Annotated in this window: 13 protein-coding genes and 1 CRISPR repeat array; of the genes, 8 read left to right on the top strand and 5 right to left on the bottom strand. The window is 63.1% G+C overall.

Translation table 11 applies throughout. The features are described from left to right. Positions 1–136 precede the first annotated feature (136 nt). Positions 137–530: a CRISPR direct-repeat array (repeat unit 28 nt; unit sequence GGATCACCCCCACGGGCGTGGGGACCGG). Positions 531–1,714: 1,184 nt separating this feature from the next. Together ACZ6S0_RS48010 and ACZ6S0_RS48005 are read right to left on the bottom strand one after the other, a co-directional pair. After that, positions 1,715–2,743: an IS3 family transposase gene (locus tag ACZ6S0_RS48010; RefSeq protein ID WP_465926928.1), complete on the bottom strand. Its 1,029-nt coding sequence runs from the start codon at positions 2,741–2,743 to the stop codon at positions 1,715–1,717. A gap of 8 nt (positions 2,744–2,751) precedes the next feature. After that, positions 2,752–3,210 (bottom strand): transposase, encoded by a 459-nt coding sequence (locus ACZ6S0_RS48005; protein WP_465926926.1) that lies wholly within the window; start codon positions 3,208–3,210, stop codon positions 2,752–2,754. Positions 3,211–4,089: 879 nt separating this feature from the next. On the opposite strand from ACZ6S0_RS48005, the gene ACZ6S0_RS48000 reads away from it, so the two are divergent. From ACZ6S0_RS48000 to ACZ6S0_RS47975, 6 genes are all read left to right on the top strand, one after another. Then, a complete protein-coding gene (locus ACZ6S0_RS48000; RefSeq protein ID WP_465926924.1) occupies positions 4,090–5,139 on the top strand; it encodes a ParB N-terminal domain-containing protein in 1,050 nt (349 codons plus the stop codon). Positions 5,140–5,353: 214 nt separating this feature from the next. Beyond that, positions 5,354–6,163: a hypothetical protein gene (locus tag ACZ6S0_RS47995; protein WP_465926922.1), complete on the top strand. Its 810-nt coding sequence runs from the start codon at positions 5,354–5,356 to the stop codon at positions 6,161–6,163. Positions 6,164–6,193: 30 nt separating this feature from the next. Beyond that, positions 6,194–7,342, top strand: coding sequence for a ParB N-terminal domain-containing protein (locus ACZ6S0_RS47990; protein ID WP_465926920.1), 1,149 nt, complete (start codon positions 6,194–6,196; stop codon positions 7,340–7,342). 117 nt (positions 7,343–7,459) lie between these two features. Then, a complete protein-coding gene (locus ACZ6S0_RS47985) occupies positions 7,460–8,887 on the top strand; it encodes a DNA-methyltransferase (protein WP_465926918.1) in 1,428 nt (475 codons plus the stop codon). A gap of 850 nt (positions 8,888–9,737) precedes the next feature. After that, complete coding sequence (locus ACZ6S0_RS47980) at positions 9,738–10,976, top strand: helix-turn-helix domain-containing protein (protein ID WP_465926916.1); 1,239 nt, start codon at positions 9,738–9,740, stop codon at positions 10,974–10,976. Between the two features lie 61 nt (positions 10,977–11,037). Beyond that, entirely contained in the window at positions 11,038–11,271 is a 234-nt protein-coding gene (locus tag ACZ6S0_RS47975) for a hypothetical protein (RefSeq protein ID WP_465926914.1), read from the top strand. A gap of 299 nt (positions 11,272–11,570) precedes the next feature. Here the strand turns inward: ACZ6S0_RS47975 and ACZ6S0_RS47970 are convergent, their stop codons facing one another. The 3 genes from ACZ6S0_RS47970 to ACZ6S0_RS47960 form a co-directional block, all read right to left on the bottom strand. Next, positions 11,571–12,125, bottom strand: coding sequence for an AAA family ATPase (locus tag ACZ6S0_RS47970; RefSeq protein ID WP_465926911.1), 555 nt, complete (start codon positions 12,123–12,125; stop codon positions 11,571–11,573). After that, positions 12,122–12,853 (bottom strand): P-loop nucleotide/nucleoside kinase family protein, encoded by a 732-nt coding sequence (locus tag ACZ6S0_RS47965; protein WP_465926909.1) that lies wholly within the window; start codon positions 12,851–12,853, stop codon positions 12,122–12,124. Before ACZ6S0_RS47965 ends, ACZ6S0_RS47970 begins: the two co-directional genes overlap by 4 nt. 544 nt (positions 12,854–13,397) lie before the next feature. Further along, positions 13,398–13,769, bottom strand: a complete 372-nt coding sequence (locus ACZ6S0_RS47960) for a winged helix-turn-helix domain-containing protein (protein WP_465926907.1) — start codon at positions 13,767–13,769, stop codon at positions 13,398–13,400. 148 nt (positions 13,770–13,917) lie between these two features. Here ACZ6S0_RS47960 and ACZ6S0_RS47955 point away from each other — a divergent pair, with 148 nt between their 5' ends. Together ACZ6S0_RS47955 and ACZ6S0_RS47950 are read left to right on the top strand one after the other, a co-directional pair. Continuing rightward, complete coding sequence (locus tag ACZ6S0_RS47955; RefSeq protein ID WP_465926905.1) at positions 13,918–14,247, top strand: SCO3933 family regulatory protein; 330 nt, start codon at positions 13,918–13,920, stop codon at positions 14,245–14,247. Further along, the gene (locus ACZ6S0_RS47950; RefSeq protein ID WP_465926903.1) at positions 14,240–15,574 is read left to right on the top strand and encodes an FtsK/SpoIIIE domain-containing protein; all 1,335 of its coding nucleotides are present in this window, start codon (positions 14,240–14,242) and stop codon (positions 15,572–15,574) included. Before ACZ6S0_RS47955 ends, ACZ6S0_RS47950 begins: the two co-directional genes overlap by 8 nt. Positions 15,575–15,590: the final 16 nt, after the last annotated feature.

Below are 15,590 nucleotides of genomic sequence, written 5' to 3'. Positions count from 1 at the left end.
CACCTGGAAAACCATGGCCACGCCTGGAGAACCGATGTCCGCGCACCTGGCAAACCAATGCCCGCCTACATGGAAGTCAGCGTGTCCGTTGACAGGGGACCGGTCCTTCCATGTTGACAACCTGTGAATGAACGCCGGATCACCCCCACGGGCGTGGGGACCGGCGCTCGCCCCCCGGTTCTGGGATCACCACAAGCGGATCACCCCCACGGGCGTGGGGACCGGACGGTGTTCAGCGTGGCCTGGCCCTGGGCCGACGGATCACCCCCACGGGCGTGGGGACCGGGGGTGTAGCGAGGGGGTTGGGGGCGATCCTCTTGGATCACCCCCACGGGCGTGGGGACCGGATGCTGGCCAGCGCCGCCTTGGCCGCCCGCACCGGATCACCCCCACGGGCGTGGGGACCGGCGGGGCGACCTCGCGATCGGGATTTGGAAGACCGGATCACCCCCACGGGCGTGGGGACCGGGTCTCGAAGTCGGCGGCCACGGCGGTCAACGCCGGATCACCCCCACGGGCGTGGGGACCGGAACTTCTCGTCATCGTCGGTGGAGGTCAGCGACGGATCACCCCCACGTGGGGGTGAGCCAATGCGCATCTCGAAGAGCGCGATCGTTCTGTCCCGTTCCCCACGTCCGTGGGGGTGAGCCCCGGGCGAGACGCTGCCCGAACCGCTGGCCGAGCCGTTCCCCACGTCCGTGGGGGTGAGCCGTGACACGCTGATCTTCCTTTCCGCCTCCTCCACCGTTCCCCACGTCCGTGGGGGTGAGCCGCCCCACAGGGTGCGGTGGGCGTTCGACGAGGACTGTTCCCCACGTCCGTGGGGGTGAGCCGGTGGACCACCCCTGGTCCGGCTGTTCATCCACCGTTCCCCACGTCCGTGGGGGTGAGCCGTCTTTCAGCCACGACATGACCTCCTCCAGCGACCGTTCCCCACGTCCGTGGGGGTGAGCCGTCTTTCAGCCACGACATGACCTCCTCCAGCGACCGTTCCCCACGTCCGTGGGGGTGAGCCGTCGCTTTCGCTCACTACGGTCATGGGTGTGATCCGTTCCCCACGTCCGTGGGGGGTGAGCCGGAGGCTGGCCGAGGCCCGTGCTGGCCTTGTTCCCGTTCCCCGCGGCCGTGGGGAGGGCGGGGCGCAGATCAGTACGGTCGATGAGGCGGATGTGCCCGCTCGGCTCCTTCGGAGCTGACCGTCTTTCCTGTCTGTAACGGGGTCTCTTCAAGTGAAGCGCTGGTTAGGCGGAATGAATTCGTAGGAGAGGCTTCTAACGACCCGCTGGGACGTGGCTCCTTGGTCAAGCAAGGCTGGAGGTCCCGTGGGCACCGTGGGAAGGCATTGGGAAAGACTGGCCGCAAACGATCGGTGACAGCCGTGCATCATCGGATAGATGACGAAGCCCCTGACCGATGTTTCTCCTGGTCAGGGGCCTGTTTTGCCTGGTCGACGTCTGTGCCCCCGGCAGGATTCGAACCTGCGGCACCCGCTTTAGGAGAGGGGAGGCGACACGGCAGCAGTCGATACCTTGACCTGCGTAAACGTCGCTACTCGCCCATACGCGCAACAAGATCATCTCGCAAATGTCCCCGTGGCGGAGGGAACTAGGTCTGCGCAACTGCTTTCGTCTGAACCCATGGACGGAACTATGCAGTGAGCCGCGAGGCTACGCCACCATCTGCGTGGGCGGAACCTGTCAAACCTGGTGAGACGTCAGGCTACTTGCGTGCTTTGTGGTGAGGTGCTGGTCCCGGAGGCTACGGGCGGCTGGTTGATCCACACCTTGGTCGGCAGTGCCGGTGGGTAGGGTCGCCGGCCGCGGAACCGTTCCGGATGCGCCTGGAAGGCCGCGTGGAGAGTGGCGATCCGCCTGGCCTGGATGTGAACGGCGGTGCCGTCATGCACGGAGGCGGGCGTGTGCATCGCAATCCCGGAATGGCGGTGCTCGTGATTGTAGTAGCGGAAGAACTGGCTGCAGAAAACGTTGGCGTCTTCGATGGACCCGAACTGGCCGGGAAATGCCGGGCAATATTTGAGTGTCTTGAATTGCGCTTCGGAGTAGGGGTTGTCGTTGGACACGTGCGGGCGGGAGTGAGATTGGTCGATGCCGAGCAGCGCGAGCAGACCGGTGACGGTGTTGGAGGTCATCGACGTACCGCGGTCGGCATGGATGGAGCGGGGTGCGGTGGTGTCGTTGGCGGCGATGGCGTTCTGGATGAATTCTTTGGCCAGGGTGCCGTTCTCGGTGGGCCAGATCTCCCAGTGGATGACTTTTCGGGAGAAGATGTCGATGATGACGTACAGCAGATAGTAGACGCCCCGCACTGGGCCTTTCAGTTTGGTGATGTCCCAGGACCACACAAGGTTGGGCCGGTCGGCCTCCAGTTCGGGTTTGCTGGTCGGCGGGCGTACGGCCTGGGCGCGTCGCTCGCCGCTTTGGCCGCGTTCGCGAAGGAGTCGGTACATGGTGGCTTGTGAGCACAGGTAGACGCCCTCGTCCAGCAGGATCGTCCACACCTGGCCGGGTGACTTGTCGGCGAAGCGGGGCGAGTCGAGCACTGCCAGGACCTGCTCGCGTTCGTAGTCGGAGAGCTCGGCGGGGTGGTGGAACGGGCGTCGCGGTCCCTGCACAGGCGGGCGCGGGTTGCGGTGCCGGTGCACCGTAGCCCGGGATTTCCCGAACACCGCGCACGCCCTCACCGTGCCGACCGACTTCTCCAGGGCCGGGAAATACTCGTCCAGGACCCGGTTCAGTTCGTGTCGGAGTCCGCGCTGCTTGAGATGTCCTGAAGCAGCGCGAATGCTTTTCCCGCGATGTCCAGCGCGGTTTTGGTCTTACCCAGCTCGCCGGCCAGTTTCTCGTTGCGGGACTCGAGCTTTGCGGTGTCGGCTTTGAGTTTCTTGTTCTCGGCTCGCAGTTGGGCCAGTTCCTCCGACTCGGCGCTCTTTTCCGGCCGGCCGGTCGAGGCTGGGAGTGTTCCGTTCTCGGCTTGCTTTCTCCAGTGCACGATGTGGGAGTGGTACAGCCGTTCCTTGCGGAGCAGCGCACCCCGCTCGGGGCTGCCTTCGGGCAGTGCCTCGAAGGCGGTCAGGATCCGTGCCTTGTATGCCTTGGTGAACGTCCGCCGTTTGGGCCGGGTCGGCTGCTCATCGGTCACCCGACCATCCTGCCCCGTCATGGCGGTCTGGTCGGCGAGGGTCATCGTCATTGTCTCGATCGTCCTGTCTCGCCCTGCTTCGCATCAAAAGGACTCATGCGTCCCATGTATCACAGCAGTCTGACAGAGAGGGGGGTGGTCAAGGTGTCTGTGATGCGTTCGCTCACGGCTGTCAGAAGGAAGTTGGGGAGACCGCCTTTGAGGCGGTCGCCGGGTTGCACGTTGCAGCGGCACGAGCAACGCTTGATCACATTGGTGATCCACAGCAGGCACACCTTCACGGTCGAACTCGCCGATGACGGACGGCTCGGCTGAGTGAAGGGCAAGCGACGCAGGTGTGGGCGACCGCCCTCAGGTGTGGCAGGCGAGCACTCGGGTGAGTGATCGCTACGTCTCTTACCTTTTCGGTGCAAAGCAGTGGCCGAAGTTCGGCACAGGTCATCTCCTGCTCGTCTGCATGCTATTCGTGAAGCAGGTGAGCAGCTCTGATGGTCTGCTGCAGTACGAGCTGCCTGTGGGGGGTGTGGTGGTCCGCCTTGGTAACCATGGTCTGATGACGGCCCACTTGTGAGGTCGGACGGATGCTCGCGGACTGACAGGCTCATGTCGATGGTCAGCCTAGGCAGTTGCTGTGTCCCTGTCAGGCTTGCGAGCGTATGCATCAACAGGTCAGGAGCAGCCTCAAACGCTCATATGCCTAGCAAAGTATGTTCCAGGTCTACTCTGCAGCCTAGGCTAGAAATCTTCTCAATCTGCCGACTAAGTGTCTGCTTGGGTAGGGTGAGGACAATTCGGACATGGCGTCCTAGAGGGGAATGAATCACGAGAATGGGCGGCTAGTTCCGAAGTTCTTCGCAGGAATGGCTTGCGTTCCAGACTCGCAATCCGCTAGCCTTTTGCAAAACTCCACACAGGCAAGGATGATGCGACATGCCCCCCCGCTCCCGTACGGCGCATCCAGCCGTCTCCCAGCAGATCGAACAGATGCTCAAGGCGCGAAGCATCGATTTTGACTTCGAGCCCAACGTTCAGATCTCCGAGATCCGCGAGGCCGAAGGTAATCAGGTTCGCCTGACCGAGCACCGCGCGCCGAAGGATCAGGTAGCCAAGTACGCCGTCGCGATGAAGCACGGCGCCACGTTTCCTGCCATCGTCTTGAATGACCGCCTAGAGCGCATCGATGGCAACACGCGCCTTGAAGCTCGCATCAAGAATGGCGACGAGACGATCCCTGCATACATCTGTCATGGACTTACACCGCTGGAGGCGCGCTCTCTGTCGGTCGAGCTCAATCAGTCAAATGGCCTAGCCATGACTGAAGAGGAGATCCGCCGGTTCGTGGACGGTGCCGTACTAGAAGGCCAGCACGCAGACCTTCGGACTTTGGCTCGAATGACCGGTATCCGCGAAAGCAAGATCGCACGCTGGGTCGCCGAGACGCAATTCACAACCCGGGCGGCGCGCGAGGGCGCTGATGAGCGTCATGTCGCTGCGCTGCCTGCAAGTACTCGCGCCGCATTGCACGCCACCCGCCTGTCCGCAGTCTTTCGAGAGATCACGAAGCTCGCCGCCGAAGCACGGATCCCGTCAGCACAGGTCAAGAAGATCGTTGCGCAGGCGAATGCCGCCGCGTCCGAGTCGGACGCACTCGCCATCGTTGACGTCGAGCGAGATGCTCGCGTGGATGAGATCCGGGCTGTAGGATCCGGCTTCAGCCCGCGCGACAATCGACGTTCCAAGGGGTCGGCACAGCACATCGGCGGGTTGGTTCGCTTTGAGGTCGAGGACCTGCTGGACGTCGCGCCGGAGAAGCAATTCGAGACCTATCAGCGACTGAGGCTACTTAGGGACCGCTTCAACCAGGTAGTCGCTCGCGCAGAAAGCGAGTGGGACCTGACGCCGCCGGCCGAGGAGCAGCAAGGAGCGGCAGCTGACGAGACGGGGCGCGCAATCAGCGCCTCGACTGAGACCAGAAGCTAGGATCCGGCCTGTGCAACGCGAGAACTCCGAGAAAGGACACTCCATGCACTTGTCGGCTTCGGCTCAGATAGAGAGTAAGCTCACAGCCCGCCACGTGCGCTTTACATTCGAGCCGAACCTCGACATTAACCAAATCCGCGATGTCGAGGGCAATCAAGTTCGCTTGAGTGAGCACCGAGCTCCGAAGGCGATGGTTGATCGTTACGCTGAGCAAATGAAGGCTGGCGCGATCTTCCCGGCCATCGTCGTAAACGATCGGTGTGAGATCGTGGATGGTAACAGTCGTTGGATGGCTGCTCAGCGCATCAAAAAGGAAACCATCGCGGCCTATATCTGCTCGGACCTCTCGGCCCTACAAGCGCGGTCGTTGTCCGTGGAGCTCAATCAGTCGCATGGCCTCTCGATGACAGACGAGGAAATCCGTGCCTTCGTCACGAGCGCAGTCGAAGGAGGGCAGGTCCTCGACGCTAAGGCCTACTCACGCATGACGGGCGTTAAGCCGTCTACGCTTGCACGGTGGGTTGCAGCGAAGAATTTCGAGATGCGGGCGGCGAGGGATGGCATCGCCCCCGACCGCTTCAAGAACTTGTCTGACGGAGTACGGGCGGCGCTACAGGTGACCAGGCTTAGAGCCGTGTTTCACCAGGTCACGGCCCTTGCCGTTGACGCACAGATCCCCGTCTCGCAGCTCAAGACAATCATTACGGAGGCAAACGCGGCTTCCTCCGAGGCAGACGCGCTTGCGGTCGTTGCTAGGGCTCGTGCCGACAGATCAGAGGATGTCAAGGCGTTCGCGGCGGGTTTCAAGAACCCTCGCCGTAAGAGCGCAAGGGCAGCGCTCCACATCGGCGGGCTGCTACGCTTCGAGGTGGCTGACCTCCTGGATGTCTCGCCGGACAAACAAATGGAGATGTTCATTCGCATGACCTGCCTTTGGCAGCGACTCGACGGCGCGCTCACGCGTGCGCGCGCCGAGTGGAATCTCGATGGCATCAGTGAGGGAATAGCCCGGAACTCGTCGTAGGCACATGATCTCACGCAGGTGTGATAGAAGATGGCAAGGCTAGAAGCCGAGGAGACCCATGATCTCCCTCGCGACAACGCGTCACGGCTAGCAATTTATGACGCCCTTCACGAGTACTTCATCTCGACAGGTGCGCCGGGGATTACTGAAGACGAGCTCTTCGAGAGGGTAATCGGTCGCCTCCGGATATTGGTGCCGCGCGAACTGCACCTCGCCGGGGAACGAGAGTATGTACAGGAGAAGATTGAAGCCTGCGTGAAGGGCGGGCTCTTCGCCACGAAATCCGACAATGGAAGGAAGCTCCTAACTCTAACTAGTCGCCTTCCGATGGTGCGTTATCCCGACGGGGGGATTCGTGACTATACGCCAGGGCTCGAGCTTGCAAGGGAGAGGATTGATCACGACAATGCTAATCTGCGAGCGGCTTGGTTCGATGTGCGGCAGCACATTCCAAGCATCGCAGATGACCCTGAGGGACCTCAGTTTCAGGCGCTGCTCGCATCGATGAGCGAGCATGGGTTTATGAAGCAGTTCCCTGTCGTCAAGTCCGAAGATGATGTTGTTATCGATGGCAGAGCCCGGATTCAAGCCGCCACGAAACTACGCCTACAAGTGGAGTATTTCAAATACGGCGCGGGCAAAGGCCGAAAGATGGCACGACGTCGCGATACGCCACTGAATCGTATATTGGTCGCTGTTCACAGCAATTCTGGACGCCTGCCAGACAACATCGTGACCGCTCTCTATGCCAGTGTCGAGGACGTTACCGGTCGCCCTTGGGAGGAGACCGTTGCTGATCTCGCTCTCACACGGGGCTGGCGGCAATCGATCGACCCTGAGTATGCGTATTCGCCGAGGTTCGACGTCAAAAGGGTTGCTTTCCGGGAAGGTGACGAGGCAAAGATCCAGGTTACGTCGGATGGAAAGATACAGCTGCGGTCCTTGATCGAAGCTGGAGGGCTATCGAACTACAAGATAGCCATGCTTGAGGACCACGTACCCTTCGAGCGCGCTCGTAGCGCACATAGCGCCGGCCGGAAGGCAGTGTTCGCACGCGTTGAGGACCTGATTCCAGGCATCGCCGCGATGCAACAAGAGCGCCAAGCCAGCAAGCGTAAGGTCGACCCCGAGTGGGAGCAGATCCGCCAATGGCTCATCCGCACCTTCGAGGTGGCCTAGGGCTCTGTCAGGGGCCCGTGAGGAGCTGACTCTAGCATAAGGCGATCTTCTGGCGTAAGCGTGAACTGACGCTACCTTGGCGTGTATCGTCGCTCCGGTGGAGCGACGATACGAGTCATGATCAACGACATCATCCCGAGATCTCCGGTCGATAGGCTCAAGCGGGACTACCCCAAGAAGGAGCTTCAGGCCGAGTTTGACGCCGACCTTGTGGCTGCGGTGGTCGGTATGAGCCGAGCCTTCATGGCGCGTGCGCTTGACCGAGCGGGAACTCGTCCCAAGACGTTCACGCTTGCTCAGGTTCTGATGTTCCTTGACATCGACGGGTTCCAGGAGACGTTTGTTCCTCGCAGTCGAATCCCTAGATATCTCCTTGATTACTCGGCGACGCCCAGCGAGATACCTGCACTGTGTCGTTCGGCGAAGAAGATTGCAGACACGACCTTAATGGTTGGTGACGCACGAGAGCTGCTGCCCAGGATTCCAGCTGGTTCGGTGCAATGCGTAGTAACTTCTTCGCCCTATTGGGGCATGCGCGTGTACGACAATGAGCGAAACATTCAGTGGGCCGATGGCGAAAGTTGCCCATTTGGTTTCGAGCAAACCCCTGAGGGCTTCATTCGCCACACAATTGAGTTGCTTTGGCTCTTGAAACCTGCCTTGACGACACGCGGCTCGGTTTGGTGGAACATCATGGACACGCACAACACCAGGACACCGATTCGGGGCAACGCGCGTGAACGGCTTGATGCCATGGCCGAGATACCTGGCAGCCGGAAGGGATGGACCGAGCACGGCGCATGCCGCCACAGCGCGGGCCACATGTATCTCGACGACACTGAGCTAAGTTCTATACCCTCTCGGATCGCTGAGCGTGCGTCACGCGTCGGCTATAAACTCAAGAGCTTTATAACTTGGCGTAAGCACGCCTCAGTGCCAGAGTCGGCCAAGAGTCGAGTTTCCCGGCAGGCTGAGTACCTTCTGCACCTGTCAGTAAGTCGAACACCGTTGTTCGACAGGAGTGCATGGCAGACTCTTGATCCAAGGCTAGGTGGGCCGAGCACACAATTCGAATCATCGGAGAAGATCACTGATGTGTGGTACTTGCCGACCTCGACGGGTAGGAACGGGCACGGCGCGGAGTTCCCACTTGCCCTCGCCGGGCGTTGCATCGCCCTGACAAGCCGCAAGGGTGACCTTGTACTTGATCCGTTTGTGGGCTCGGGGACTACAGCGCTCGCGGCCGTCGAACTCGATCGTCGGTGTATCGGGTACGACATAAGCGAGAAGTACATCGACGTGGCAGAACGCCGCCTCAAAGCTGGCACGCTTGAGCACCAGCCTATCCTTGACGAGAGTCTGAGCGAGACAAAAGCGGCGATCGTCGATGTGTCTAAGCCAGAACCGCCAGCGCGAGGGCGCGCTTTGCGTGTTCGCCGTTCAGATGGGGACTTCTCACGTACTCCGTCTGCTGGAGCAGCGCTGATGTTTGACGACTTGCTCGATGCTAACGGCGAGGTCAGCCGGATCTCTGCAGCTGAGTAGATATTTGTCTGCAAGGAGGCATGCAGTTGAGATCGAGCCGAATCACCCTGTTTTGGTGGATGTTCGATTAGGGTCAAATATTCGCTGTCCCGACAAACTGTATCTGGTTCATGGGTGATCCATGGGTTCAGATTCCTCGAGGCCCGGCCTATTTTGCGAGCCGTGTTGAGCATGCGTATAGGTAATCCAGTATTGTTATCCATCGTGATCGTCCAGGACTCGTTAGCGTATCCGTTAGCAGGCACTGACCTCAGCCCTCATGCTCAATGGCAAGGGCCGGCGGAGCCGGTCCGCGGCAGCCGATCGCCCCAGCTCGTGCGCCGAGTACCGAAGTGAGCGATCGTCAGGGCCGGACTGAGCGATTGCGCAACGGGATTGCTTGGCCGAGGCCCTGCCGGTCGAGCAGGAGGCCACGGCCATCCGCCGGTAGATGGCTGCCTCCCCCCGACTGCTGCTGCCCCGACCTCGCCAACTCCCTGACCAAACCTTGGCGTAACGTTCTTGGAGCTGGGCGCGGTTGAAACAGAAGAGATGCAACGAGAAGCCGAACGGGATTATGGTGATTCCTGATCGCTGCGGGTCTGCGGGTCTGCGGGTCTGCGTCTCTGGGATCAATGTGCGCGTGGGTGGTGCTGGCCCGGACCGGCCGAAGAGCCGCAGCCGGGCCAGCTTGCCGCCCACGTGCGGCCGAGGCGCCGCAGGCGGCTCGGCCCTTGAAACCGTGGAGAAAGTTCTCATCCGGTCGATCATCGATCTTGTCCTGTTCCCGGGGCATGCACGTCAGTTGTTCGCTGGCAGGCAAAGGGGGGTGCGTCGTAGCCTGAGGATGTCACCTTTCGGGAGGCGGGCTGTGGACGACGACACCAGCGGTTCCAGTGCACCAGTACGCACTATCGGCCAGCGCATTCAATACCTGCGTGAGCGTCGCGGCATGACTCGTGAAGTCCTCGCCGGCCTGGTCGGCAAGTCCGAGAGTTGGCTGAAGGCCGTGGAGCACGGCCGCCGTCAGCAGAACCCCCGGCTGCCGATCCTGTTGCAACTCGCTGAGGCACTGCGCGTTCGCGACCTGAGCGAGCTTACCGGCGATCAGTCCATACCTGTGCGGATGTTCACCGGTTCTGGTCATCCGGCGCTGAGCGCTGTCCGGGAGGCCGTCAACGCCGTACCGATCCAGCCGAACGGCACCGTGCAACCGCTCACCAGCCTTCGGGCGCGGCTCAATGCGGCGTGGCGGATCAGGCATGCCTCTCCGGACCACCGCACTGCCCTCGGTGCTCTGCTGCCCGACCTGATTCGCGATGCCCAGCTGGCCGCCTGGATGTACCGAGGCGAGCACCGGCGCACCGCCCAGGCGCTGCTCGCGGAGACTTACGGGCTGACTCAGATGTTCGTCGCCTACCAGCCCGCGCCGGACCTGCTGTGGCGGGTGGCCGACCGGGCGCTGATCGCCGCGCAGGAGTCAGAGGATCCGCTGGCGTTGTCGTGTGCGGTGTGGTTCCTCGCTCAGGCGCATCGGGACGCCGCCGACTTCGACGCCGCACATGAGATCAACAGGCAGGGAATGACGGCCATCGAGCCGCATATGGACGACCCGGGCACGGACCTGCTCGCCATGTGGGGGGCGTTGTTGTTCGAGCTGGCGTTCACCGCGGCACGTACCGGCGACATCGGTGAGGCATGGCGGCATTGGGATGAGGCGGCGCGGGTCGCGGATCGGCTTCCTGACGGCTATTACCAGCCGTGGACCTCGTTCTCGCGGGTGATCATGCGTCCGCACGCCGTCACCCTCGCGGTTGAGCTCCATCAGGGTGGGGAGTCGGCGCGGCAGAGCGAGCACGCCGAGTCCGTACCTATCCCGTCCCGTCCGCGACGTGGCCGGCATCTGATCGAGGTGGCTCGTGCCCACTCGCTGCAGCGAGACCACGCGGCGGTCCTCGGTACGCTGCAGCTCGCGTACCAAGCCGCACCGGAGACCATCCGCTACAACGGCTACGCACGCCGCATGACCCTTGGCCTGTGCGAGACGGGTCCGGCCGCTCTGCGGCCGCAGGCACGGGAACTCGCGGACCATATCGGTTTGATGGTCTGACAGAAGCGAAGGGATACAGAGTGTGTCCCTTCGCTTACACTACGGCTTCTATGGTCGTCGCATGTCACCTGAACAGGTTTCAAAAGAGCGCTACGACCTCGACGTCCTTCGCGCGGCGTTCCCAGCCTGGGTGCTGTTCTGTAGCGACGCGGGCGTGTTCTACGCGACCCGGCGTGGTGTGCACCTCCGGGAGGCCGACATCGACAAGGGTCTGCAGCAGACCGTGAGTGCGGACGACGCGGAGGCCTTCGTGTCGTTGCTCCGAGACCAGACTCGGATGGCGGTGGGGTTGTGAGTGGTTGGCCGCCCCCGCACTCCGGCTATCACGGTCCGCACGTGACGCCTTCCCAGGCGGGGGCTGTACGCGTGGAGTGGACGCCGAGCAGGCGTCGAGCTGACCGCCTCCGGATTCGCGATCATACGTGCGCATGTACGTACCCCATGTTCGAATTCTGCGCGACTGGTCGGTTGCGGTTCGTCCGGCGCCACTCGGTTGAGGATCCTGCGTGCATCCTGGACAGTCCGTGGATGTCCGCTCGGGCTGCGCAGGAGTTGTGGTTGCAGATCCTCAGTGGTCAGGCGCGATGACGATGACTATGGGGTGTCCGCGCGCCCGTTGAAGAAGACGCGGGCGGTCTGCTCGGCGATCTCCTGTGGGGTGGCCTGATCGGTGTGGAAGCGACGGGCGAACAGGCCGTCGTCGTTGGCGTCCAGGTCGGCCAGTGCCTCGTCCCATGCCTGGAGGCGATGGGTGGTGTCGTGGTCCCCGCGTTTGCGCGAGCGCTGCTCGCATACTTCGCGCGGGATCCAGAGCAGGACGACGAGCCACGGGGCGGCCCCCACCAGCCGGCGGATACTGGAGATGTCGCCCAGGTGGACGACCGGCACTCGACCGGCGGCGGCGAGTTGGTCGACCTGGTCGCGGTCGATAGCGTACGTGTTGCCGTAGCGTTGGGACTCGACCATCAACCGTTCGTCGCGCCGCAGTTTGGCCAGTTCCTCCGCGCTGACGAAGTCGTATTCGGTGCCGCGCCGGTTCCCCGACTTGAGCTTGCGGACCAGCGTGAACCGCGGGTCGAACTGGGCGAGGGCGGTGGTGATGGTGCTCTTGCCGCTGGCCGGTGGGCCGTACAGCACGATGCCCATCATGTGAGGATCCGTTTGAGGGTTTCGCGGGTCTGGTCGGCCAGGCTGATCGCTGCGCCCAGCCGGTTGTCCACGGTGATGTGTGCTGTGGATGGGCTGGTCTCGGTATTGAGGCTGTTGACGTACTTGTCCCAGTTGCCGAGCTTCCAGGTGTCGCGGGGGGCTCCGCGGAACTCGATGTATTCCCGCATGGATTCTGGGTCGCAGCGCACCCATACCACCGCCACGTCGATGCCCTTGGCCGCGCACCGGTTGGTCAGGCGGGACACCCAGTCGGGGTCCGCCAGCTCGGCGATGAACGGGGCCGACAGGATCGCCGAGGTTCCGACCTTGAGGTTGTCGAACGCGGTCTCCATCAGGCACCGGTACTCCAGGGGACGGACTTCGCGTAGGTAGAGGTCGGTGTGCCGGTCGTGGGGGTCGCCGCCGAGGGAGATGAGCAGGCGTTCGACCATGGCGCGGGTGAGGGAGTCCTTGTCCAGGAAGGCCCAGCCGGTGATGTCGGACAGGAAGCGGGAGAACTCTGTCTTGCCGGACCCGGCGTAGCCGCCGACGAGGGTGAGTATGGGCTTCGGGCTGCCCTGTCCATGGCGGCGTCGCCAAGCGTCCACGACGCGGTTGAGAAGCGCGTTCTGTTCGGCGCTGGACGGGGCGCCCGAGACTTTGAGCAGCGTTTCTTCGATCACCTGTGCGGCGGCGTTGTCGGTGGCGGGATCGGTGGGTTGGGGCAAATCCGAGATGGAATTTTCCACTTCGGTTATTTCACCGGGGAGCGGTAGCCGGAAACCCAGAGCGGGTTCATTTGCCTGATATAGGAGACAGTACGCTCTTCGGTAGTGAGGTCCGGGATACACCGCTCCCTGTTCGTGTGACCAAAGTGTCTGGAAATTGGCGGCTGGTGCGGTGAGGCCGTGGCGCGCGGCGACCTGGCGTAGCTGGTCACCTGCGGCTTCCAGGGTGAGTCCGTGTGCTTCGCGGTGTCGGCGGAGGGCCAGTGGTTGCCATCCAGGGCGGTGAATTATCTTCATCGCATCCTTTTGCGCACTTCAAGGGGCGTGCAATGTGTAAGCGCATGTGTAACCGCCGTGCAGGCAGCAATGCAGAAGCTTAGCTAACGCTCCGTGATACTCAACCGCGCCGATGCGCGATGAACTAACGGCATCCCCGCCGGGATAACGAGCGATCAGAAATGGGGTGCCGGGGTGACCGAAAATCAGCGGATCATCAACGAACTTCAGGCCATTCGGTCTGAAATGGAGGAGTTGGCCTGCCGGGTCAGCGAGATCGCTTCGGCCCTTGGAACACGGCCTTCTCCAGATCCGCGATCCGCTCGCCGAGAGTCGCCAGGGTGCTCCGCATCTGAGCGAGCTGCTCCATGACCTCCGACGAGGTGTCGGCCGGCTCCTCGACCGAAGCTGCCGCGTCCTCGCGGACGAACACGCCCTTGCCCTGCTGGCCGACGATCAGTCCCTCGGTGCGAAGCACGCTGATCGCTGCTTTGACCACGCTGGCGGACACGTCGTAACGCTGGCACAACTGAGCGGTCGAGGGGAGCGCAGCGCCGGACGCGAGTGAGCCCGTCCTGATCTGCGTACGAAGGTCGTCGGCTATCTGGAGGTAGCCGGGGCGACCGGTCTTCTCGACCATCCGTGGCCTTCCGCGAAGGTTGCGTGCCCCTCCAGTTCAGCACAGCTCGTACGACATGCCAACCAAGTCTTCGTGGAAGCCCTTGACAACTTAGAATTCTAAGCGTTCTATGTATTCTAAGAGTTTGAACGGACGAAGGAACCACACCATGCGCACCGTCCCCATCCCTGTGGACACCAGCAAGCTCGCCATCACCTGCGTGAAGGCCCCGCGCCCGCGGGTGCTCAACCGCGACACCGGCGAGATCAAGACCGACAAGAACGGCAACACCGTCTACGAGGTGACCGTGTCGGTGGAAGACGAGTTCGGCCGGATCGAACTCGTGAAGATCGGCATCACCGGAGAGCCGCCCATCACCGCTGGAGACGCTGTCCAAGCAGTCGGCCTGCTCGGCTACGTCTGGGAGATGGCCGGCCGCTGGGGCATCTCCTACCGGGCCACCGCCCTGCTTCCGCAGCAGGAGGCCGCCAGTGTCTGACCAGTTCTACTGGACGCTCGGAGTCCTGGCCGCGGTCGCGGCCGGGCTCTGGGCCTGGCGTCGCTGGCACTACCGCTCGTTCTGGCTCGTGATCGGCTTCCCGCTGACCGCGATCAGCATCCGGGCGAGCTGGCGCAAGGTCGCGCTCGGCTGCGGCCTGACCAAGAAGCGGCAGCGCTTCTGGTTCACCACCGTGCCGGGGCTGGTGGCCTCGACCGGTGTCGTCCGGGTCCGGCGCAAGTGGCAGCGCATCGCCGTGGACACCAAGCCGTTCATGTGGATTCCGCTCCCGACCCGGCACGGCTGGCGCGTCACCCTGCACACCCTCGAAGGACAGATCCCCGCCGACTACGCCGACGTCGCCGAACGGCTGGCCCACTCCTGGGGCGTGCACGCCGTGCGCGTCTCCTCCGACAAACCAGGACGGGTACGGCTGGCCGCCACCGTCCGGGACCCGCTGGTCAGGGTCGACGAACTCCCGCCCTCCACCGAACTGCTCAAGGTCACTGTGGGACGGCTGGAGACAGGTGGGCCGTGGGTCATCGACTTCAAGACCGTCCCGCACTACATCAACGCGGGAGCCACCCAGTCCGGCAAGTCCAACCTCGCCAACGCGCTCATCGTCGGCCTGGCCCCACAACCCGTCGCCCTGGTCGGCTTCGACCTCAAGGGCGGCGTCGAGTTCACCCCGTACGAGCCCCGACTGTCCGCCCTGGCCACCAGCCGGGCCGAGTGCGGCGGGTTGCTGGACGACCTGGTCACGCTCATGGCCGACCGCATGGGCGTGTGCCGGATGGCCTCGGCACGCAACATCTGGCAACTCCCACCCGGCGTGCGTCCGATACCGGTCGTGGTGCTGGTGGACGAGTTGGCCGAGCTGTACCTGATGGCCGACAAGTCGGAGAAGGACGAGATCGCCAAGACCTCGACCGCGCTCCTTCGGGTGGCGCAACTCGGACGGGCGTTTGGCATCTACCTGTTCTGCTGCGGCCAGCGGATCGGCTCCGACCTCGGCCCCGGTGTCACCGCCCTGCGCGCCCAGTGCTCCGGGCGGATCTGCCACCGCGTCAACGACCCCGAAACCGCCACCATGACCCTCGGCGACCTCGACCCGGCCGCCCTCGACTCCGCCCGCGCCATCGCCGCTGAGACGCCAGGCGTCGCCATCATCGCCTCACAAGACGGCCAGTGGTACCGGGCCCGCTCCTTCTACGTCAGCGAACAAGCAGCCGAACACGCCGCCCGCGCCTACGCCGACCTCGCGCCGTCCTGGGACGAGGTCATGGCAGCCCAGCCTCACCAGACCCCCGACTCGCAGACCGCCTAGACCGATCGAGAGGAGG

Source organism: Nonomuraea sp. NPDC051298, assembly GCF_055586305.1.
This window is presented reverse-complemented; position numbering and strand designations above follow the sequence as displayed.

Bases quoted from the DNA above. Each gene is read 5' to 3' on its own strand.
- ACZ6S0_RS48005 (WP_465926926.1), bottom strand. From the start codon at position 3,210: ATGACGATGACCCTCGCCGACCAGACCGCCATGACGGGGCAGGATGGT.
- ACZ6S0_RS48000 (WP_465926924.1), top strand. From the start codon at position 4,090: ATGCCCCCCCGCTCCCGTACGGCGCATCCAGCCGTCTCCCAGCAGATC.
- ACZ6S0_RS47995 (WP_465926922.1), top strand. From the start codon at position 5,354: ATGAAGGCTGGCGCGATCTTCCCGGCCATCGTCGTAAACGATCGGTGT.
- ACZ6S0_RS47990 (WP_465926920.1), top strand. From the start codon at position 6,194: ATGGCAAGGCTAGAAGCCGAGGAGACCCATGATCTCCCTCGCGACAAC.
- ACZ6S0_RS47985 (WP_465926918.1), top strand. From the start codon at position 7,460: ATGATCAACGACATCATCCCGAGATCTCCGGTCGATAGGCTCAAGCGG.
- ACZ6S0_RS47975 (WP_465926914.1), top strand. From the start codon at position 11,038: ATGTCACCTGAACAGGTTTCAAAAGAGCGCTACGACCTCGACGTCCTT.
- ACZ6S0_RS47970 (WP_465926911.1), bottom strand. From the start codon at position 12,125: ATGATGGGCATCGTGCTGTACGGCCCACCGGCCAGCGGCAAGAGCACC.
- ACZ6S0_RS47960 (WP_465926907.1), bottom strand. From the start codon at position 13,769: ATGGTCGAGAAGACCGGTCGCCCCGGCTACCTCCAGATAGCCGACGAC.
- ACZ6S0_RS47955 (WP_465926905.1), top strand. From the start codon at position 13,918: ATGCGCACCGTCCCCATCCCTGTGGACACCAGCAAGCTCGCCATCACC.